The organism is Pontiella agarivorans, assembly GCF_034531395.1.
GTDB classification, from domain to species: Bacteria; Verrucomicrobiota; Kiritimatiellia; order Kiritimatiellales; family Pontiellaceae; genus Pontiella; species Pontiella agarivorans.
On record NZ_JARVCO010000012.1, the window covers coordinates 198,743 to 219,481 of the forward strand.

Sequence of the window (20,739 nt, forward strand, 5' to 3'; positions counted from 1 at the left end):
GTGGTTCTCGGTCAACCCATTCGGCTGGATTTTCCTTACCGAAGGCCATCTTCCGATGAGCCGGTGCTCAGGTCAACATCAGGATAGATTTCGATTTGGACAGAGCTTCATGCATTTGGGTTATTCATCCGGTATGAGTTCCGCTTTAAAGCTGCCGACGGCGACTTTACTTTTCAGCAGTACCGGAATGTGACGGTGATCGGCGGTGCACCAGATCTCGATTTTTGCGTCTTTGCTTTTCTCGAAAACGCCGCCGACATCGGAAATATCCGGTTTCAGGCGGAAGCAGTCATACTTCCTGCCGTTCACTTTAATGGTTTTGCGTTCCTTCACTTCAATGCGTGCAATTTTGCAGCGCTTGCCATCCGTCATTGGCCCCTCAATGGTTTTGCCCACTTCAAGTTTCTGCTGCCGCACAAAATAAAAGGCCGAAAGCGGATCCAGCGTGTTTTCCAGAATCGGGGTTGTTTGCGATTTCTGTTTTCGGGCCTCAAAATAATGCGCCTCCAGATTTTCCCAGTCGAAGTCCACGGTGATGTCCCGTTTTGTTTTACCTTCACGCTGAATCTTTGAATACCCCATCGAACGGCCCACATCAAAGGTTGTGAGCGACGACAGGGTGTCGCGCACTTTGAAAATCGAATCCACCACCTTGCGGGTCTTTGCCTGCATCTGAAAACTCCGCAGTTTCACGCCGTCCAGCTCCTCATCCGGAAGCACCTCAAGGGTCGCATACCCCGCCACAATGAACTGCCAGCCCAGGCTGTACTTCAGCTTTTCGCCCGGTTCAAACGGAGGTTTAAGCGGGTTGGCTGATTCTCCGCCGTATGAAAATACAGGCAGGAAGGACAGAGAAAATAAACCGGACAGGAAAGATTTACGTTTCATCATGGCCTTTAATTACCCTTTTTCGGCAGAGTGAACAATCCCCGGAAGAGAGATTGTATCTTTGTTTGAAATTTTATCAATGCGCCCGGAGGAAAACTCTGTGGCAAGAAAGAGCACATCCTTTACGTGATACCATGTAGCAACGATGCCGTACATCCCGATAAATTAGTTGGAATATGAGCAGTCTTGTTTCCGGGCCCTTATGAGTTCTGCTTCAGGTAAAAGAAGATGCGCGTCACCAGTCCGTTATACGGGGCGGATCACACGAAACAATAGGATCAAAGCGCATGCGAATTTGGAGAATACCGGGACTCGGATAAAGTGAGGCTGCGGGAAATAATCAATTGCAATAAACCCATCGTCTACAGGATGGGCAACCGGAACGTTGAAGGAGTGAAAAAGAATAGATGAAGAAAATTGTGCTCAAATACAGCCTTGTTTTTTTTGCCGCCATGCACTTGGCCGCCGGGTGTTTCGGTGCGGAACGGCCGAATATCCTGATGATTGCCATTGATGACATTAACGACTGGATCGGACCGCTCGGCGGTCATCCGCAGGCCAAGACGCCGGAGCTGGATAGATTCTGTGCAGGCGGGGCAATGGTTTTCAAAAATGCCGTTTGCGCGGCTCCGATCTGCGGACCGTCCCGATCGGCTGTTTTGTCGGGTTTTCTCCCGAGTACAACCGGAGTTTACGGAAATGGTCATAATATGATTTTTTCCGAGATCGTGAAAACGCATGCCACGCTGCCTGAATATTTTACTCAGCATGGATATTATACGCTGTCGAACGGTAAGATTTTTCACAAGCATGGTATTGATGGCAAATATACGGATTTCGGTCATTGGGCGTGGGACGAGCATGCCCGTGCGCGTCGCGGTGTGAACAACCGTCCGGATAAAGCAAAGCTTACTGCGGCCGGCGCGGGCATCATCAACGGCATCTCAAAACCTGAATACAAGGGTAAAGCCAAACTGAGCTGGGGGCCGACCCAGTGCGGGTTCGAGGAGATGGTGGACTATAAAGTCGCCGCCTGGACCGAAGAGGTATTACAGCGTGATTTTGAAAAGCCGTTCTTCATTGCTTCCGGAATCATTAAGCCGCATTTGCCCTGGTATGTGCCGCAGCAGTTTTTTGACCTTTATGATCTCGAATCCATTCAGCCGCCGGAGGTGAAGGAGGATGATCTTGATGATATTCTAACTCCGAAGGGAAAAAAGGCCTTTAAACCGAGCGGAGAATACGAATGGATTAAAAAACACGGGCTGGAAAAAGACGCCACCCGTGCTTATCTTGCATCCATCAGTTTTGCGGATGCCTGTGTGGGTAAGATGCTCCGGGCCCTGGAAAACAGTCAATATGCAGATAATACCATTGTGGTTATCTGGGGAGACCACGGTTGGCACCTTGGCGAAAAACAGCGTTTCCTGAAGAATACGACCTGGAACGAGACGGCCAAAACTCCGTTTATCGTAAAAATTCCGGGCATGAAAAAGCCGCTGGTCTGCGATCGTACCGTAAGCCTGATTGATATTTATCCAACGCTGGTCAGCCTCTGCGGACTTCCGGAAAAAGAGCTCGATGGATTGGACTTTTCTCCGTTGCTGAAAAATCCGGAGACGGCCTGGGACCGCCCCGGTATTACGGTGACGTCTGCCGGCACTTCTGTGATGGGAGAGCGTTGGCACTATGCCCTCCAGCTGGACGGCACGGAAGAGCTTTATGATCTTCAGAATGATCCCATGGAATGGACTAATTTAATCAACAGTCCGGAATATGCCGCCATCGCAGCCCGGATGAAAAAATGGGTTCCTGAAACTCGGGCTGCGGGTAAGTTTCCGAATCATAAAAAGCCGAAGAACTATGTGGATGCCGACGCAGCTCCCGGAATTAAAGCAACACGTGATCTGTCTCGGCTGAAGTAGGCTGCACATCAGCAGGATTCCAGCCCCTTTGCAGGCGGGTCCGACGCTGTAAATATTCCCGGTTCTGAAAATGCGGACGGAAATATTTACAGCGTGCGTATGAATGTCAGTTTTTGGCTTTGTTTATGGGATGGTTGTGAAGGGATACGGTTGAGCGGGGCATCTGCATATGGGCAGAACGGATCCGCAAATAAGGAGTGAAAAATGAATGGGTGGTCTTTATTCGTCGGATTTCTTTTCATGGTCGGTACGGTCTGTGCGGATCAGTTGCCTGATGGGCAGCAGGAAAAGCCGAATATTATTTTGATGATGTGTGATGATCTCGGCTGGGGTGATGTTGGTTTTAATGGAAATTCCATTATTCAAACACCGCAGCTGGACCATCTGGCAGAAAAGGGAGCTGTGCTGACGCATTTTTATTCGGTCGGTCCGGTCTGTTCTCCCACGCGTGCTTCATTTTTGACGGGGCGCCACTATTACCGCATGGGAGTCTGGACGGCGAATAAAGGCCATCTTCCAAAGGAAGAGTATACCCTTGCGCGTATGCTTAAAAAACAGGGATATGCTACCGGGCATTTTGGGAAATGGCATCTCGGGACGTTGAGCAGAACGGTGTCGGCCAAGGGGAAAGGGCGCCGGCCGGATGTAAATTTTGCGCCGCCGTGGCAACGCGATTATGATGAAAGCTTTGTCACCGAATCCGCCGTCTGTACGTGGGATCCGGGGCTGGGAAAGCGCGCGGTGAATAATCCTTACTATCATAATGGAAAGCCTGTGGATGAACCGCCGGTGGGCTGTGATTCGCGCGTGATCATGGATAAGGCGATTTCGTTTATCCGGGGCGCCGTAAACGCGGGAAAGCCGTTTGTGGCTGTGATCTGGTTTCATGCTCCGCATGAGGATATCAAGGCGGGACCGGAATACCTGAAAATGTATGAAGGTTATGGCGAGGCGGCGCATTATTATGGATGCATTACCGCAGTGGATGATCAGGTGGGGCGTTTGTGTTCCGAGTTGGAAGATCTCGGGATAACTGAAAATACCGCGCTTTTTTTCTGTAGCGATAACGGGCCGGAAGGCGGAGAGCCTGAAGACCGCTTAAAAACGCGGCGGGCAGGGAGTTCCGGTCCTTTCTCCGGTCGTAAACGCAGTATGTTTGATGGCGGGGTTCGCGTTCCGGGGATGGCGGTTTGGCCGGGGAGGATTGCGCCGGGGTCGCGTATTGATGTGCCGATGTCGGTACTCGATTATTTGCCGACTGTTTGCGAAATGACCGGTGCAGAGCTGCTGCCGAACCGGGAGCTGGACGGGCAGAATATTCTTCCGATTCTTCTCGGGGAACAGGCTGTGCATGAGAAGTCGATTCCGTTCCGTTTCAGGCAGTATGCGGGTTTGGTGGAAGGAACATTTAAACTGATTATCGAATCGCCGACCGATGCTTCCAGTGATCGTTTGTTTGATCTGTCGAACGATGTCGCGGAACAGAACAATGTTGTTTCGCGATATCCTGAAAAAGCGCAGCGGATGCGCCGGCAGATTCTGGAATTTATGGCCTCTGCTCAAAAGAGTCACCGCGGCGATGAATATGATGCGGGGGATTACAGCCCGGTCGACCCCTGGCAGGAGCTCGGTAAACCAGCGGATCAGGTGAAGCGGCGGATGAAATCCCGAAAAAGCGGGGAGGAATAAGGGGGAGCGGGAACGCTGAATCCGGAAGGCCGGCTTCGGGTATCCGGTGTGTTTACCGGGAATAACCGGGGATAAAATATAAGGGGGAGACGTTGCTTGCGGCACGGTTCCAACAAGGAGATAAAATGAAAAATGCGGTATTTATTGCTCTATCGATGATGGTTTCGGGTTTTGCCCAGGCGGAAAAACAATCCGGTGCGCATCCGTCAAAGCCCAATATTATTTATATTCTGGCCGATGATATGGGGCAGGGCGATGTCTCGGCGTATAATCCGGATTCAAAAATTTCAACGCCGAATATTGATCGCATGGCGAGCGAGGGCATGAAGTTTATGGATACCCACACCAGTTCAGGGGTATGCACGCCGACGCGCTACGGAATTCTGACGGGGCGGTATTCCTGGCGTACACCGACGCTGAAAAAGGGTGTGCTGGGTGGGTATAGCGCCCATCTGATTGAACCGACTCGTGAAACGGTGGCTTCGTTTTTGAAGAAACAGGGATATGCGACAGCCTGTTTCGGAAAGTGGCATCTGGGTATGGATTGGGCGCAGGCAGATGCTGCGAATAAAAGAGGTAAAGCTTCCTGGAAACAGGTTGATCCCGCGCAGCCGATCAAAAATGGTCCGAACAGCAACGGGTTTGACTATTATTTCGGTATCGCTGCTTCGTTGAATATGTCTCCGCATGCCTACATCGAAAATGATCGTATGCTGGGAACAGTGGAGGCGCTGGAGACGATGGCGGCTGTGGAGGCGCGGGGATTTACTCAGCCGTCCAAAACAGGCTATGCAGCAAAAGAGTATGTTCAGCAGGAGGTGCTCGCGAAACTCGCTGAAAAGAGCTGCGATTTTATCCGGAAAAATCAGGATAAGCCGTTCTTTATCTATCTTCCGTTGCCATCGCCGCACTCGCCGATTGTTCCGAGCGAACGGTTCAAAGGTAAAAGCGGTTTAAATCTGCATGGGGATTTCTGCATGGAAACAGACTGGGTGGTTGGTGAAGTGCTGAAGACGTTGGAGCAACTGGATATGGCGGATAACACGTTGGTGGTTTTCACGGCGGATAACGGAACATCGCCTAAAGCCGGAATTGTTGCCATGGCGGCCAAAGGACACCACTCCAGCTGGATTTACCGTGGAATGAAAGGAACCAACTGGGAAGGTGGGCATCGTGTTCCATTTGTGGTTCGGTGGCCGGAGCGGGTTCAGGCGGGAACGGTTTCTGACGCATTGACCTGTACAACTGATTTTCTTGCCACCGTGGCAGATATTACAGGCTGTAAACTGAACGATGACGCCGGCGAGGACAGTGTCAGTTTTCTTCCGGCGCTGAACGGACTTTCAATTCCCGGAAATAAAGAACGGCTCGTTATTCACCATTCAGATCAGGGAATTTTCGCTATCCGTAAAGGAAAGTGGAAAGTGATGTTTGATGATTTCGGCGGTTCGAACCGCGGTGATCCGCGGAAAAATGAACCGATCAGAAACGCGGCTCCGCTTCAATTGATCGACATGAGCATCGATGCGGAAGAAAACGTTAATCTGGCACAAAAATATCCGGAAGTTATCGAGTCGTTAAAACATGATCTTGCTTCGGTTATTATGAATGGACGAAGCACGCCAGGGCCGCGGTTGCCTTCAGATTACAATTCAAATAAAGCCTGGAAACAGCTCGATGTGGTGCACGATATTCTGAAGTAGGGCTGTTTGTATCCCTGCGGATTCGTGATTGGGTTTTCCCTTTTTAAGGTTGAGGGCACGTTTTGTTTAAACGTGCTTCGGCCGATAAGCGCTGTTTGATTCGGGCAAAAAAGCACCGAATATATGGGCAAAATACAGGGGCTTCGGGGGGCGGTTTGCGTGCTGTCCGCTTTGGGAATTATCGGGCGGGGTGCCTTGATCACGAACAGAATACGCTGGTTTACCGGGGGGTGTTCCGGGATACTCCCCGGAATTACTGGGAGAGGCAATGGGCGGTAAACTGAGTATTTTCTGCGTGATTTCGTCGCTGCTGTGGGGAGGCACGAACGTGCGGGCCTCGCATAATCCGTTGCCGGTCCGGCTGGACGGGGCCTTGGTGCGCTACAACGGGGCTTATTATGCGATGGATGGTTCCACGAACGGCGTGATGCTGGTGTCGGATAATCTGGTGGACTGGGAATCGGCCACCCGTGTGCTGCCGGATACCGTGGCGGGGCCCTATGAGCTGTTCCACCGAAACGGTTTATTTCATTTGTATGCACAGGGGCAGGGCTATGCCTGGGCGGAGCAGCCGCTTGAGCCGTTTTCCGCATTGCGGAAGACGGGACTTTCGGGCGATGAAATGCGTATGTATCAGGATCCGGGCGGTGTGCTGTTTTCGGTGAATCGTCGGTCCGGCAGTAAAAAAGAGGGCGAGGTGTGGCTGCAGCGGTATTCCAAATCGTGGCAGATTTACGGGAAACCCGATCAGCTGCTGGATGGCCGCCGCGGCATGTGGGATTCGCTCGACAGTGCGGATTTGGGCGAGCCGGAGATTTTTGCTTATCGGGGGAACTACTATCTGCTGTATGCGGCCAACAATCCGAGTCCGCGCACCGGCCTGAGGCAGGTGGGGGTGGCGATGAATGAAAATCCGCTGAAACTGGATAATACGGATAAACTGCCGGATCCGGTGTTGCGCCGGAACGCCGACCGGCTTTCGTATCGCTATGAAACCATTCTGCCGTCCGGCGAGTTTACGCCGTGGCGCGGTCGATATACGACCATTGAACCGGAGGGGGAATGGACGGCAACCGGGTATAAATATTCGAAGTGGCGAACCGGAGATGGCGGGTTCGGTTCGCCCGATGAGATTAACGGTGCGCAGTTGCATGCCTGTAGGACAACGTGGGATGAAGGACAATATCTCTGGGTGCGGCGGGAGTTTGATCTTCGGCGCGGTATTCCGGAAACGCCGGTGTTGAACATTCGTCACGAAGGCGCGGTGGAGGTGTTTATCAATGGAAAAAAAGTTCACGCATCGGCGGTGCCGGCCATCGCCTACAGTAATTTCGATATTTCAGAGGCTTGCAAGGGGGTGTTCTCTCGGGAGGAGAATGTCATTGCGGTCCGGGTACGGGTTTCCAGAAATGCGCGGGCACGTTTTATTGATTTCGGATTGCTTGATGCAAAGGATCTTCCCGTGGAGCCGACGGTATACGGGCTCAACGCCCCTCGTCTGATTGACGGGCCGAACGGTTTTGAAAAATGGATGCTGTATCAGGCCTGGTGGAACGGTGTTCCGGGAACGGGACTTGACCGGGTCTTTTTCTTTGACAAGGAATTGGTGGTTAACGGTCCTGCAACGGAGACCGCTCCGGGATATCATCCGCCGCCGGTAAAGCCGACGTTTGCGGATGATTTTCCTCCGGGAGAGCATGAGGAGTGGGGGGAACGCTGGATGCTTTCCGGTGGAAAATGGATGAGTACGGCCGGGGCCATGCGCCAAACAGAACCCACAGGAAAGGCAAAAGCCTATCTCAATCAGGAGCCCCGGATGAATTATCTTTTTGAAACCGGTATCCGGTTCCCGCCATCCGGAAAAGGCGACGTGGGCGTGGTGGCCTGGAGCGATGGAGAATCTGATTTGATTGTGAGCATCAACCCGGCCAAACGGACCTGGTCTTATCACATCGAACCGGGCCGGGTTACGCCGAAAAAGTTTCGGCTTCCCAAAACCTTCCAGCTGTTGGAAAAACCGCCGGGCATGAAAGAGACCGATGCTCCGTTGCATCGGCTCCGGGTGTCCAGGAACGGTACCCATTTCGATATTGAACTCAACGGGATTGATCTGCTGCCGGAGAAAGCACTGGTTACCCGGATTTCAGAGCCGGGCGTTCCCGGTGTTTATTGCGGGAATTCTGTGGCTGAATTTGATGGGCTTTTCTATACGGCCGGCTGGGATGAACACGATGCGTATATCACGGGCTGGGGCGGTGCGCTTGATGGAACGCAGGCGGGCGGCGAGTGGCGTATGGACCGGAAGCTCGGGTTGGAACAGCGTGCCCATTCGAAAACCGGCCGCGCGTTTAAGGGGGATCTGCTGGATCAGTATGAATTCACCGTTAATGTTCAGCTTGAGGAGATGGAGGAGGGCAAAGAGCGTACCTATGGCATTTTTCCGGTATTTGCGGACAGGAACAATTATCTCAAAGCCATGATTGATACGCGGGCGCGTGAGCTGGTGGTGAGCGGCAAGCTGGCCGGCCGTGACATTAAGCCGCTCCGAAAAGGTCTTAAAACAAAGGTGGTCCATCGGCATCTCTACGACAAAAGCACTGCGTATCGCAGTGTGACTTCGTGGGTTTATGGGTTGCGTTCCGAGTCGGTAATCAGTGCCATGGATATCCGCTGGCTGGAAGGGGAATTCGAACATCTGCGTCAGGAGTTTCTGATTCCCGCCGACACCATGGTTATCAAATATGCGCAGCTTGATCGCGGAGAGCAGCCCAACCTCTGGGACGATGGCCGGTTTGATGAGGCGGATGAACCTAAGCCGCGAAGTCAGCAATCCGGTATTTTTAATCCGATCCGGTTTCGTCCGGTCATTGGAAACTATGTCGGGTTCGGTTTTTATATCTCCGGTTCTGTTGTGATTGACAGCCGGACAGGGCGCTATATTCGCGGCTATACCCCCGGAGAAAGTTTAGGGATCAATGAGATGATAGGCAGTGGAGATTCACTGTCGGATACTATGTCGCGCCCGCAGGAGACCGTGATTACGCTGGATGTGGAATCAAGTTATTTTTTCCGGTGTGTCAAATTGAACGATCGCGTCATCATCGAGCTGAACGGGCGGCCCATGGTCGAGGTGGAAGGGCGCTGGCCCGCCGCACAGGTCGGGCTGGTGACGGAGGGACAACCCGCATTTTATAACGGAATGATGCTCTACCATATACCGGCGGAATAAATTCCTTCCTATTTTCCGGATACTTTGATTTATTTATATCTCAAACCTTTGAGGTGAAAGGGATTTATATGAATCAATTGTTTAATATTCAGGATAAAGTGATTGCTGTGACCGGCGCGGCCGGTGTGCTGGCCGGAGGAACTGCAACGTATCTTCAGGAGCAGGGTGCGTATGTGGTTTATCTGGATCTGTTTCAGGACAAAGTGGATGAAACAGTGGCAAAGGCGAAGAGTATTTCCGACAAGTGCTGCGGTTTTGCCTGCAATGTGCTCGATCAGGGTGCACTCGATTCGGTGTACGATCAGGTATTGAAAACCTGTGGGCGCATCGATGTGCTGATTAATGGTGCCGGCGGAAATATGCCCGGTGCAACTATCGGTCCGGATCAGGATGTCTTCGATCTGAAGATCGAAGATTATTCCAAGGTGCTCGATCTGAATCTCAAGGGATCGGTTATGCCGACCATGACCTTTGCCAAAGCCTTCAAGCAGCAGGGTTCCGGTTGTGTGGTCAATTTTTCTTCCATGTCTTCTCCGTTGGCGATTACCCGTGTTCTGGGCTATTCCAACGCCAAGGCGGCCATTGATAATTTCACTCGCTGGATGGCGGCCGAAATGGCTTTGAAATACGGGGATAAAATCCGGGTCAACGCCATTGCTCCGGGGTTCTTTATCGGCAATCAGAACCGGGCGCTGCTGATCAACGAAGACGGCTCTTATACCGAGCGTGGACAACAGGTTATTGACAATACGCCTTTCCGTCGTTTTGGTAATCAGGATGAAGTTTACGGAACAATCCATTATCTGATTTCCGATGCCGCCTCATTTGTCACCGGAACTGTGGTTCCGGTGGACGGCGGTTTCTCGACCTTCAGCGGAGTCTGATTGCTGTTAGCTGACTGAATGGGGATGCCGGTTTCCAATCATTGGAAACCGGCTTTTTTTATGTATTACAAACGGGGTGGCGCTTTGTAATGGAAAAGGTTAATTTGTAAGTCTATCTTTTATGTCATTACTAAGGAGGTTGATATGTTTACTCCCGCATTCTGGTGGGTGATTGTTGGAATCGGGCTGATGCTCTGTGAGTTCGTCATGCCGGGTCTGATTCTGTTCTTTTTCGGACTTGGGGCTTTGTTCACCGGATTAATTGCCTGGTTGCTGCCTGTTGGACTTCCGGCGCAGCTGCTTATTTTCACGATCGCATCGGTGCTCTCTCTTTTCGGTCTGCGCCGGCTGATCAAACCGGTTTTCACCGGTAATGCAACGGATGTGAATGCGGATACCTTTCACGAAGGGATGATCGGATGCGAGGCCGAGGTGACGGGGGAAATAACGCCGGAGTCGGCCGGGAAAGTCATGCTGAACGGAACGGCGTGGAAAGCGGAGTCCCAAGAGGTTCTCACGGTCGGGCAGCGTGTGGTGGTAAGCGGTCAGAAGAGTCTGACATTAATTGTTAAAAGCGTATAGGAGATAGAAGATGGAATGGTTGATTTTCACAGGGGCGGTATTGGTTTTTGTATTTATTGCGATTGCAAAAACCATGCAGATTGTGCCGCAGCGGCATGCTTATATCGTGGAGCGATTGGGGAAATATCGTAAGACGCTGGAAGCGGGGATGCATATTCTGATTCCGTTTATTGATCGTGTCGCCTATAAGCACACGCTGAAGGAACAGGCCGTGGATGTGCCGCCGCAGATGTGTATTACGAAAGATAATATTTCCGTTGAAGTCGACGGGATTCTTTATATGCAGGTGATTGATCCGAAAAATGCTTCGTACGGCATCGGCAATTACAGTTTCGCTTCAACGCAGCTGGCGCAGACCACCATGCGATCGGTGATCGGTAAGCTGGATCTCGATAAAACCTTTGAAGAGCGCGACTCCATTAACGGGGCAATTGTTGAAGCCGTGGACGCAGCTTCGGATCCGTGGGGAGTGAAGGTTACCCGTTACGAAGTCAAAAATATTACGCCGCCGCAGAGTATTAAAGAGGCAATGGAAAAACAGATGAAAGCTGAACGTGAAAAACGTGCGGTAATTGCTGAATCTGAAGGGGAACGACAGGCGGCGATCAATCAGGCCGATGGTGAAAAGCAGGCGGCGATTGCCCGGTCTGAAGGCGAAAAAATGAAACGTATTAACGAGGCCGACGGACGCGCCGCTGAAATCCGGGCGGTAGCCACGGCAACGGCGGAGGGAATCACTGAAATTGCGAAATCGATCAACGCCGAAGGCGGAACGGATGCGGTGAATCTGCGTATTGCGGAGCAGTATATTTCTGAGTTCGGCAACCTGGCGAAGGAAAATAACACGATGATCATTCCGTCGAACCTCTCCGATGTTGCGGGTATTGTGGCTACGGCGAAGGAAGTGATCGGTAACGTCGGGAAATAAACGCTGGCAGGTTTTCTGCTGCGTTTGTCGGCCGGTTTCCATGTATTGGAAACCGGCTTTTTCTTTTCCAATGGCTGGAAAATTCAGGCATAAAGCGGCGCATGAAAATCTGCATTTTATTTCCGGGGAAAATTAAGCCGAAAGCGCTGGTCGCGGCGCAGGATGAATATATTAAGCGCCTGAAACCGTTCGGGGTGGAGGTGGCGGTGTATAAAGATGAAAAGGTTTCATCGCGAACTCCGGAACAAATAAAAGAGGCGGAGGCGCAGCGGATCCGAAAGCTGCTGAAAGATGGTGATTATCTGGTGGCGTGTGATGAGCGGGGCCGGAACATTCAAACTCTGGAAATGGCGGATCTGCTTAAAGCCGGGAGGCAGGGAGCTTTTCCAATGGCTGGAAAGCGCCGCATGGTGGTGGTGATCGGCGGGGCGTTGGGCCTTGCGGAATCGGTGCGTAAAAAAGCGGATGCGGTATGGTCGCTGTCGTCGCTGGTCATGGCCGGGGGCGTTGCGCGGGTGGTTTTGCTTGAAGGAATATACCGTGCCTTTACGGTGGTGGAGAATCATCCGTACCACAATGAATGAAAAAGGGAGTAAACATGTTGTTTCGCAGGATATTAGGAGCTGGTTTTTCGCTTTTTCTGGTCGGCTCGGCGTTTGCTGTCGGGGATGAAAAAGAATGGGATAATTTTGTTCCGCCACCGGATAAAAAATATGACTGGGTGCAGCTGGATTCCGGCGAGTGGCTGAAGGGTGAAATTAAAGTACTCTACAATTACACGCTGGAATTTGATTCCGATGAGCTGGATCTGTTGGAACTGGACCTGGATGACGTGAAAAAAATCCGTTCGTGCGATCCCCAGGAAGTGATGTTCGAAATAAAACGTCGGGAAACCGAGGTGCTGCAGGGGATTATTGAACTTGACGGGGCAAACGTAAAGGTTCTCAACGGGGATGAGGTTCAGACGTTTAAGCGGAATCAGCTGGTTTCTATTGCGGGCGGATCGAGCAACGAACGCGATAACTGGTCCGGCAGCGTTTCGCTGGGAGCAACGCTGCGCGGTGGAAATACAGAAACGCTCGATATTACAGCCATGGCAAATATCAAGCGCCGTACAGCGTCTTCTCGGATTAATCTGGATTACATCGGCAATTACAGCGAAGTGGAAACTTCGGATGACGGTAAGGAGAAGACGGCTGATAATCATCGTCTGAGTGCGTACTCCGACTGGTTCCTGACCGGCCGCTTTTACTGGCGGATTTTTGATGCGGAATATTACAGCGATGAATTTGTGAATATCAGGGATCAGGTCTCGGTGGCAACCGGTGTTGGTTACGATGTCATCCGTACGGCCCGGACTGAATGGACGGCTAATGCGGGGGGCGGTTATCAGGAAACCATTTATGATGAGGTGGTTTCGACGGCCGATGAGAGCTCCGGGTCGGCTTTCGGAACGATCGGTACGCGTCTGGATTATGAGGTGACGGGCGATCTTGATTTTATTTACGACTATTCAGCGCGTTTTCTGAGTCCGGAAAACGGCCGGTATACGCACCATATGGTGGCAACACTTTCCTATGAAATCATTAATGATCTTGATCTCGATATTTCCCTGATCTGGGACCGGATCGAAGATCCGGAACCCGTGGATGACGGTGTTGGCGGTCTGGATTATCCGGAGCAGGATGACTATCAACTGGTCGTCGGCATTGGATACAGTTTCTGATTGTTCAACGGGCTTCGACAGGACGTGTGTTGAGCGCATCCGAGTATAAATGTGCGCATTTCAATCGGGCCGCGCATCAGGGGCGGCCGCCGGCCGCCCGGAGAATCCGCTGTATTTCCTCATTGTGGGTACTCATGGCGCGGCGGTACGGGTTGCTTATTTCGTGATATATTCCGAGTTCCCGCAGGTCCATATTCTGGAGATTCGGATTCATTTCCGCATTCACATCGGCGTGCAGCCCGATCAGCGTTTTTACTGCGCCGACTTTTCCGGCGCTTACGGCATACATCAGTGGTGTGGCGCGATAGTTTGAGCGGGCATTCACATTTGCTCCTTTGGAGACCAGATATTTTATGAGTTCGGAATTGCCGCTTTTTGCGGCAAAAAAGATGGGAGAAAGTTTTCCTTCGGTGGGTTTGGTATTGCCGAACATGGTGACCTGCATTTGCGTGTAACCGGTTTGCTGGCGAACATTTTCCCCGCGCTTTTCCACCAGATAGCGGGTGGCCAGCAGGTTACCCATTTCGCAGACATCCATAAGCAGGGTCTGACCCTCTGTTGCCTTTGCCCACGGTTCGGAAAGGTCGTATTTATGCACCAGCCAGAGCCCGGCTTTTTCATTTTTGGCCCCAAAGACGCGTTTGATGTTGCCGATGGTTACGCCGTCTTCGCGCGGTTCCGTGTCCAGCGTGTAGTAAATGTGGCTCATAATTTTCGGGGCATACATTTCGAACAGTTTCTGGTTTTCGGCCAGAGCGGCGAAATCGATGTTGAAGAGGTCGAGTTCGCCCGACTCACGGATCACAAATTCAAAGACGGATTTATTGCCATGCATCAGGGCCCAGTTGACCAGTTCATTATAGTCTGCCTGGGTCAGTGGTTTTTGCGCGGCCTTAAAGGCAATTACGCGGGCGGCGGCATCGGTGTCGACCATTTTCACACTTTCCTCGGTGAGTTCATCGAAGTGTAATTTAGGGAGCAGGGCCCAGGCTTCTTCCGGAAGGGTGGTGAGAAAACGGGCCTCTTCCGGAGACATTGGGCCGTCCCATTCTTCGAGGCCCTGGGTGCGGATGACATATTCGGGTTTGGCGCGATAGGCTTCGAGAAATTCCTCGCTCAATACGGGGTTTGAAAAATCGATTGGATTCAGCGGCCAGTTCAGCTCCAGCATATGCAGCAACAGTGCATCATCTTTCAGCGTTTGCAAAACAAAATCGCCGGTTGCCTGCATGCTTTCTCGTGCGGCCTTGTCCAGATAGCTGACATTCTCGAGTTTCGGGGTGACAGAAATAAAAAAGCGGATTTTTTCCTCATCCTGTTTGTCCAGAGCTTCCTGAAGCTGAACGCCCAGAAAGCGACGGTAGCGGATTCTGAATTCGGTTTTTTCCAGGGGTTGCGGAACGTCGAAATCATATTTCATAAATTCGGCGGCGTGTTCCCGGAAAAATTTGCGGTCGTATTGATCCACCGCCAGGCTCATGAAAACCGGGAGGGTGTCGGGATCATGTTGCACCACTTTGTCGCGCCATTCCCGCCCGAGCTCACGGTAGGCCAGCAGATCTCCAAACTGTACGGGCGGTTCGGCACCGTGGTCTATTGCCCAGTTGAACGCTGAAAAGTTTTTGGTCTGCCGCCCGAGCTGAAGCACCTGTTGAGGAATCTGTTCCTCCTGCGCTGAAACGAGATCTGCCTTTTTCGCAAATTCATAGGCATTTACAAGCCATGATGCTTTCATGGTTCCTGATGTTTTTCCGGCTTCTTTGAGGCAGTGCGCAATCCATTTTTTCGATGCTGCAGGATCAGATGTATCGGCTGGTTCCTGCATGGAACAGCCGGACAGCAGGAGGAGAAACAGCAAAGGCAACAGTCGGATCATCATTATAAATTTCCTCATCTTCTTCGTAAAATGTTGTGTTTGTATCACACTGTTGCGCGGCTTCCAATCTTTGGAAACCAATTCCTTTTCGGTGTGCGTTTTCTGGGGTTTATTCTCCGTTCCAGGGGTTGGAAAGCGGTGGGCGATTCGCTAGATTTTGCCGATGTCCAACCGGATTACAGTTCATTCAATGCTGGTGGTTTTTTTAGGTGCACTCGGCGCCTGGCTTATGCTGGGCATGCCGCGTACCGGAATTGACGATGCTGATATCTTTCTGGTTTATGCCAACCATTTTGCTGATGGTCATGGCTTCGTCTACAACATCGGCGGGGAGCGTGTGGAGGGGTTCACTTCGCTGCTTTGGACGTTGATCTGCTCCGGGGTTGCAGCAGTGTTCCGATCTCCGGAAATTCCATTATTTTTCCTGAATCTCATTCTGGGAGGGATCGCGGTTGGGTTCTGTTTAAAACGGACGAAGCAGCGTTCGGTATTTCTCCTTATGCTCGCCGGAGCGCCCGCGTGGTTTGCCTGGTGTCAGGTCACGCTGATGGAAACAGGACTGTGGTGTATGTTACTGACGCTGCTGGGGCTGGCCGTGGCGGAACGGCGCAGCAGATCGGCGGCCCTGCTGATGCCGCTGCTGGTGATTACCCGTCCGGAATCGATGCTGTGGGGCGTGTGGGTGATCCTGCTGGTATTTGTGTTCGCGGAAAAAGGCGCGCGTTTGAGGGCCGTATTGCCGGTGCTGCTAACCTATGCCGTTTCGCTGGGGTTGTTGGTTGCTTTTCGAATAGTCTATTTCGGATGGCCGGTTCCGAATACCTATTATGCAAAGGTTACACCGGGAATTTTTTCCAATATCTGGAACGGACTCGGTTATCCGACGGGTTATCTGTTCAGCGGGGCCATGGTTTTTGTTGTTATACTGCTGTTACTGTGTGTGATTTTAAAACGGGATAAAGCGGATTCGGCTGTGATTCGGATCGTGTGTTTTCTTTTGCCGGGCATCGGGATTCCGGTGCTGGTGGGTGGCGATCATTTCGGATCGTTCCGTTTTTATCAGCCGATCTGGCCGTTGCTCTGCCTGGTTGGGGCTCACGAATGGAGCCGTCTGATGTCCGGGCGTTTTTTCGAAAACATGCGGCCGTATATTTTGCCGCTGTTGTTTCTGATCGGCTGGACTCTTTTTCCAATTACTGGAAATCTTCGGCACGAATTTCGTATTGCGAAAGAAGGGCGCCGGAACGGGGAAATGCTTAGCCGGATGTTTCAGGATCTGGATGCCTGGCCAACGGTGGCCGTCATTACGGCGGGGGGGAATAAGCTGGGCTATGCCGGTTTTGTTTTCGATCTGATGGGGCTGAATTCAACAGAAATGGCGCATGTGCCGGGGGATGCCGCCCATTTTAAAAATCATACGGGATTCAACCGGAAATTGTTTTACCGCTGGGCACCCGATATCCTGATTTGCGGTGATTCGGAGGAGTTTGACCAGCTGGTGCTGAACGGGCTTCAGCGCGAACCGCGGTTCCGGATGGAATACACCCGGTGTACACTTTACCGTAACGATTCATCGCTTCATGCCTGGTATCGGAATGAGTTTCTGATGGGGATACCGGCCGGTGCTGAATCGCAGTGAGTGTACTTCAGTAATCCCTCCTTTGTCGGGGGAGGTTTCAATATGTGTATAAACGGTTTTAAGGAGAAGAGGATGAGCCAACAAATTGTTGCATGGCTGAAAGAGCGGCTGGTTTCGGCCGAGGCGTATAATGCAGAAGAGCTGCTGAATAATTTTCTGATCGAAATGGAAAAAGGACTGAACGGCGATGAGAGTTCACTGGCCATGATTCCGGCTTTCGTGGGGGTTGCCGGCCAGGTGCCGACCGGAAAACCGGTTGCGGTGATTGATGCCGGGGGGACCAACCTGCGGGTCTGTATCGCCCGGTTTAACGCGGCCGGGGAGGTTGAGCTTGAAGGATTCAGTAAACAGCCGATGCCGGGCCGGTTCGAGGAGAAGACCCGCGCGGAATTTTATCAGGTGCTGGCGGATGCCCTTGAACCGATGAAAGATGATTTTGAGAGCATTGGATTCTGTTTTTCCTATCCGGCTGAAATTAAGCCGAATTTTGACGGTCAGCTGCTGCACTGGACGAAAGAAATCAAAATTCCGGAATTGGTTGGCCGGCACGTCGGGGGCGGACTGATTGAGGCGCTGGAGGCGCGCGGGATTAGCGGAAAAAAAGTGGTGTTGCTGAATGATACCGTGGCCTGCCTGCTCGCCGGGCTTGCGCAGGGGCAGGGCTTTAATGCGTCGTCTTATATCGGCTTTATTCTGGGCACCGGAACCAATACGGCTTACGTAGAACAGAACGGGAATATCGGAAAACTGGTCGATATGAACGAAGGTGCGCAGGTCATCAATGTGGAGTCCGGCGGTTTTGCGGCTTATCCGCGCAGTGCCATCGATCTCAAACTGGATGCAGAAAGCGAAAATCCGGGAAGTCATGTTTTTGAGAAGGCGCTTTCCGGGGTTTACATGGGAACCATCACGCTGGAATTGCTGAAAGCGCTTCAACATGATCTGGCGGTATTTTCGAAAAGCGGGGCTGAAGCGTTGGCTGCACTGGATGATCTTTATATTATTCAGATCGACAATCTTGCCGCTGAAAACGGCCGCGACATCGGTGAGTTGGGTTCCGACCGGTTTACGGAGGGCGACCGCGAAATTATGCGAATGGTGTTTAAAGGCGTGGTTGATCGCGCCGCTCTGTTGACGGCGGTGAATCTCTGTGCGGCGACGGTTAAATGCGGGGCAGGGAAAGATGCGGCGCATCCGGTCTGTGTGAATATTGACGGATCTACGTATTATTATACGTATCAAATGGCGGATAAAGTTCAGGCTTATCTGAAACCGATGCTGGAAAAGCGCGGTCTGCATATCCGCTGTATTCAGGTTGACGATGCCCCGGTGGTCGGTGCTGCCATTGCCGGACTGGTGACCTTTTAGGCTATATATTCAGGGCGATAATCGTGACGGCATTGAAGAGCATATGCACACCGATGCTGACCCACAGCGAGCCGGTGCGCCAGTAAGCCAGACTTAAAACGGCGGATAGCAGCAGCAGCGAGATCAGGGAGGCGGCATTGTTGTGCATGACTGCAAACAGGACGGATCCCAGCACAGTGCCGACGGCCAGGTTGGAGCGTTTGACCATGTAGGGTAGAAAGACTCCGCGGTAGAGCAGTTCTTCATACACCGGGGCCGCGAATACGGCCATGCCGATATACAGCATTTTCAGCAGACTCATGTCGCGCGAAACAATTTCGACAACTTCCTGCACCTCCGGTTCGTTTCTGAGGATGAAAGTCAGCAGTAGCTGATAGAGTTTTGATGCGACGATGATCAGCGGAATGGTGGCCAGATAGATGAGGGGAACGAGCCTGATTTTCCGGAAGCTGGAAGCGTCAACACCCAGATTCTGTGTCCAGCTTCCGCCGCGGATACGGCTGATGATGCCGGCTTCCAGCATAAGGACGGCATAAATAATCAGGGTGACGAGCAGTTGGACGTAGGGCAGCATCTGCCGCCGTTCTCCCTGGAAAAACTGTCCGGTAAAACCGGCGGCGAGATATAGCATGACCAATGTAGCCAGCAGAATGAAGACCTGACGGGGTTCCCAGGATCGGCCGGCCAGCGTGTCGGTGAGCTGATGCCGGTCGGCCGGATGCCGTTTTTCGTGTGCAATAACGCCGACCAATGCCATTCCTCCGCCGATGAGGAGAAACCATTGCAGGGCCTGTTGCCAGATAGATGCGGACTCTTCCATTCGGCACATCTTACAGGACCGCTTCGCGAAATCAATTGCGGAGGCCGGATCGGGAATCTATGCTGTCGATATGATTAAACCTGAGAAATGGGAAAAACTGCGCGGGTGGATGAATAAGCTGGAGATTTTCGAACAGGATCTCGAAGAGCGGTTTATCCGCGGATCCGGAAAAGGCGGGCAGAAGATTAATAAGACCTCTTCCTGTGTGCAGCTGTGCCATAGAAAAAGCGGCGTGGAAATCCGCTGCCAGCGAACCCGGTCGCAGGCGGAGAACCGTTATTGGGCCCGCGTGGATCTGTGTGAACAGATTGAAGAGCAATGCCTCGGTGAAAAAAGCAGAAAACAGCAGGCGATTGAAAAAATACGCCGCCAGAAACGCCGTCGTTCCCGGCGCGCGAAAGCACGTATGCTTGACGATAAATCGAAACAGGGTCAGAAGAAAAAAATGCGGGGGCGGGTCCGGCCCGACGATTAATCGTAGATTACGATGTAATTATTTGCCTTCAGCCGTTCAATCCAGCGGGCCCGCAGACGCGCGCGTTCTTTCGCGGTGAGAATGTTTTTGATGTCGTTGCGGACTTCATCAAACGGTTTGTATCCCGGCTGGCGCCGGGCATCCACTTTCAGAATATACAGCTGGGTGTCGGTCTCAATAATTTCACTGATTTCGCCGACCGGCTGACTGCGCAGGGGTTCCCGCAGTTCTTCGCGAACATCTTTGGGCTGCAGCCAGGGGAATGCGCCGCCGTCGGCAGCGCGACTGCCTTCAGAGACCGCTTTGGCGGTTTCGGAAAAATCGGCGCCATCGATCAGCTTTTTCCGGATTTTCTGTGCCTCTTCGAGTTTCACCGCCTGATCTTCGGGCGTGGTGCCTTTGTTAAGCACGATGATGCTGTATTTAACTTTTTCCGGAATAAAGTAGGTTTCTTTGTGGCTCTCGTATTCTTCGCGAATCTGTTCCGGTGTAATACGGGCACGGCGGGATACTTCTTCGCTGGTCATCATGCCGACAGCCATTTGTTCGCGGATCATATCGGCATATTCCTCGCGTGTTTTTTTCTGTTCGGCCAGCTGCTGCTCAAACATGGCTTTATCGCCCTTGAAGCGGTCATTGATCACGCGCTTGATTTCGTCGTTCACATACTGGTCGGGAATCATTCCGCCGCGTTCTTCAAATGCTTCCATGATCAGCACGCGTTCAATGATTTCTTCACGCGCTTTGTTGAAGGCTTTCTGAAGTTCCTCCTCGAGCTGGGGGCCCTGGAACTGGCGGTAGATTTCGGGAAGGGCCGGGGCCATGGCTTCGCGTACTTCGCCGCGTGTGATCACGCGGTCGTTCACCTTTGCGGCATAGCCGTCGATTTCAATCGAAACCGGCTGCTGGGGCTGAGGCTGAGCACCGGGAAGAAACTGGGAAAATGCGCTTAGCGGGAGTGCGACGATGACTAAAAATTTACAGGCAGATCTCATAATCCGGACACC

16 protein-coding genes are annotated in these 20,739 nt (G+C 52.2%); 12 read left to right on the forward strand and 4 right to left on the reverse strand.

Annotated elements, in window-relative coordinates:
- Positions 1-120 precede the first annotated feature (120 nt).
- Positions 121-891, reverse strand: a complete 771-nt coding sequence (locus P9H32_RS13935; RefSeq protein WP_322609517.1) for a DUF3108 domain-containing protein — start codon at positions 889-891, stop codon at positions 121-123.
- 404 nt (positions 892-1,295) lie between these two features.
- Here P9H32_RS13935 and P9H32_RS13940 point away from each other — a divergent pair, with 404 nt between their 5' ends.
- The 9 genes from P9H32_RS13940 (at position 1,296) to P9H32_RS13980 (ending at position 13,554) form a co-directional block, all read left to right on the forward strand.
- Positions 1,296-2,813 carry a sulfatase gene (locus tag P9H32_RS13940; RefSeq protein WP_322609518.1) on the forward strand — a complete coding sequence of 506 codons (1,518 nt, stop codon included), beginning with the start codon at positions 1,296-1,298 and terminating at the stop codon, positions 2,811-2,813.
- 204 nt (positions 2,814-3,017) lie between these two features.
- Positions 3,018-4,502 carry a sulfatase family protein gene (locus P9H32_RS13945; RefSeq protein ID WP_322609519.1) on the forward strand — a complete coding sequence of 495 codons (1,485 nt, stop codon included), beginning with the start codon at positions 3,018-3,020 and terminating at the stop codon, positions 4,500-4,502.
- A 125-nt stretch (positions 4,503-4,627) separates the two neighbouring features.
- Entirely contained in the window at positions 4,628-6,205 is a 1,578-nt protein-coding gene (locus P9H32_RS13950) for a sulfatase family protein (RefSeq protein ID WP_322609520.1), read from the forward strand.
- Positions 6,206-6,473: 268 nt separating this feature from the next.
- Positions 6,474-9,434, forward strand: coding sequence for a glycoside hydrolase family protein (locus P9H32_RS13955; protein WP_322609521.1), 2,961 nt, complete (start codon positions 6,474-6,476; stop codon positions 9,432-9,434).
- Positions 9,435-9,502: 68 nt separating this feature from the next.
- Complete coding sequence (locus P9H32_RS13960; RefSeq protein ID WP_322609522.1) at positions 9,503-10,318, forward strand: SDR family oxidoreductase; 816 nt, start codon at positions 9,503-9,505, stop codon at positions 10,316-10,318.
- Positions 10,319-10,462: 144 nt separating this feature from the next.
- Positions 10,463-10,900: an NfeD family protein gene (locus P9H32_RS13965; RefSeq protein ID WP_322609523.1), complete on the forward strand. Its 438-nt coding sequence runs from the start codon at positions 10,463-10,465 to the stop codon at positions 10,898-10,900.
- 10 nt (positions 10,901-10,910) lie between these two features.
- Positions 10,911-11,828: an SPFH domain-containing protein gene (locus P9H32_RS13970; protein WP_322609524.1), complete on the forward strand. Its 918-nt coding sequence runs from the start codon at positions 10,911-10,913 to the stop codon at positions 11,826-11,828.
- A gap of 101 nt (positions 11,829-11,929) precedes the next feature.
- Positions 11,930-12,412: a 23S rRNA (pseudouridine(1915)-N(3))-methyltransferase RlmH gene (locus P9H32_RS13975; RefSeq protein WP_322609525.1), complete on the forward strand. Its 483-nt coding sequence runs from the start codon at positions 11,930-11,932 to the stop codon at positions 12,410-12,412.
- A gap of 14 nt (positions 12,413-12,426) precedes the next feature.
- Positions 12,427-13,554, forward strand: coding sequence for a DUF481 domain-containing protein (locus P9H32_RS13980; RefSeq protein ID WP_322609526.1), 1,128 nt, complete (start codon positions 12,427-12,429; stop codon positions 13,552-13,554).
- 76 nt (positions 13,555-13,630) lie between these two features.
- Here P9H32_RS13980 and P9H32_RS13985 read toward each other — a convergent pair whose 3' ends face one another.
- Positions 13,631-15,433, reverse strand: coding sequence for an ankyrin repeat domain-containing protein (locus P9H32_RS13985; RefSeq protein WP_322609527.1), 1,803 nt, complete (start codon positions 15,431-15,433; stop codon positions 13,631-13,633).
- A gap of 187 nt (positions 15,434-15,620) precedes the next feature.
- Between P9H32_RS13985 and P9H32_RS13990 the strand changes: the two genes are divergently transcribed.
- Both P9H32_RS13990 and P9H32_RS13995 read left to right on the forward strand, forming a co-directional pair.
- Positions 15,621-17,069: a hypothetical protein gene (locus P9H32_RS13990; RefSeq protein ID WP_322609528.1), complete on the forward strand. Its 1,449-nt coding sequence runs from the start codon at positions 15,621-15,623 to the stop codon at positions 17,067-17,069.
- A 72-nt stretch (positions 17,070-17,141) separates the two neighbouring features.
- Positions 17,142-18,437: a hexokinase family protein gene (locus tag P9H32_RS13995; RefSeq protein ID WP_322609529.1), complete on the forward strand. Its 1,296-nt coding sequence runs from the start codon at positions 17,142-17,144 to the stop codon at positions 18,435-18,437.
- Between the two features lies 1 nt (position 18,438).
- On the opposite strand, the gene P9H32_RS14000 is transcribed toward P9H32_RS13995, so the two are convergent.
- Positions 18,439-19,257, reverse strand: coding sequence for a CPBP family intramembrane glutamic endopeptidase (locus tag P9H32_RS14000; RefSeq protein ID WP_322609530.1), 819 nt, complete (start codon positions 19,255-19,257; stop codon positions 18,439-18,441).
- Between the two features lie 70 nt (positions 19,258-19,327).
- Here P9H32_RS14000 and P9H32_RS14005 point away from each other — a divergent pair, with 70 nt between their 5' ends.
- Entirely contained in the window at positions 19,328-19,732 is a 405-nt protein-coding gene (locus tag P9H32_RS14005) for a peptide chain release factor family protein (protein ID WP_322609531.1), read from the forward strand.
- On the opposite strand, the gene P9H32_RS14010 is transcribed toward P9H32_RS14005, so the two are convergent.
- On the reverse strand, positions 19,729-20,727 hold the full coding sequence (locus P9H32_RS14010; RefSeq protein ID WP_322609532.1) for a peptidylprolyl isomerase: 999 nt from the start codon (positions 20,725-20,727) through the stop codon (positions 19,729-19,731). The genes P9H32_RS14005 and P9H32_RS14010 overlap by 4 nt on opposite strands.
- Positions 20,728-20,739: the final 12 nt, after the last annotated feature.

What these genes read in the sequence shown, in the direction of transcription:
- P9H32_RS13935 (WP_322609517.1), bottom strand. Translation starts at nt 891, where the DNA reads ATGATGAAACGTAAATCTTTCCTGTCCGGTTTATTTTCTCTGTCCTTC.
- P9H32_RS13940 (WP_322609518.1), top strand. Translation starts at nt 1,296, where the DNA reads ATGAAGAAAATTGTGCTCAAATACAGCCTTGTTTTTTTTGCCGCCATG.
- P9H32_RS13945 (WP_322609519.1), top strand. Translation starts at nt 3,018, where the DNA reads ATGAATGGGTGGTCTTTATTCGTCGGATTTCTTTTCATGGTCGGTACG.
- P9H32_RS13950 (WP_322609520.1), top strand. Translation starts at nt 4,628, where the DNA reads ATGAAAAATGCGGTATTTATTGCTCTATCGATGATGGTTTCGGGTTTT.
- P9H32_RS13955 (WP_322609521.1), top strand. Translation starts at nt 6,474, where the DNA reads ATGGGCGGTAAACTGAGTATTTTCTGCGTGATTTCGTCGCTGCTGTGG.
- P9H32_RS13960 (WP_322609522.1), top strand. Translation starts at nt 9,503, where the DNA reads ATGAATCAATTGTTTAATATTCAGGATAAAGTGATTGCTGTGACCGGC.
- P9H32_RS13965 (WP_322609523.1), top strand. Translation starts at nt 10,463, where the DNA reads ATGTTTACTCCCGCATTCTGGTGGGTGATTGTTGGAATCGGGCTGATG.
- P9H32_RS13970 (WP_322609524.1), top strand. Translation starts at nt 10,911, where the DNA reads ATGGAATGGTTGATTTTCACAGGGGCGGTATTGGTTTTTGTATTTATT.
- P9H32_RS13975 (WP_322609525.1), top strand. Translation starts at nt 11,930, where the DNA reads ATGAAAATCTGCATTTTATTTCCGGGGAAAATTAAGCCGAAAGCGCTG.
- P9H32_RS13980 (WP_322609526.1), top strand. Translation starts at nt 12,427, where the DNA reads ATGTTGTTTCGCAGGATATTAGGAGCTGGTTTTTCGCTTTTTCTGGTC.
- P9H32_RS13985 (WP_322609527.1), bottom strand. Translation starts at nt 15,433, where the DNA reads ATGATGATCCGACTGTTGCCTTTGCTGTTTCTCCTCCTGCTGTCCGGC.
- P9H32_RS13990 (WP_322609528.1), top strand. Translation starts at nt 15,621, where the DNA reads ATGCTGGTGGTTTTTTTAGGTGCACTCGGCGCCTGGCTTATGCTGGGC.
- P9H32_RS13995 (WP_322609529.1), top strand. Translation starts at nt 17,142, where the DNA reads ATGAGCCAACAAATTGTTGCATGGCTGAAAGAGCGGCTGGTTTCGGCC.
- P9H32_RS14000 (WP_322609530.1), bottom strand. Translation starts at nt 19,257, where the DNA reads ATGGAAGAGTCCGCATCTATCTGGCAACAGGCCCTGCAATGGTTTCTC.
- P9H32_RS14005 (WP_322609531.1), top strand. Translation starts at nt 19,328, where the DNA reads ATGATTAAACCTGAGAAATGGGAAAAACTGCGCGGGTGGATGAATAAG.
- P9H32_RS14010 (WP_322609532.1), bottom strand. Translation starts at nt 20,727, where the DNA reads ATGAGATCTGCCTGTAAATTTTTAGTCATCGTCGCACTCCCGCTAAGC.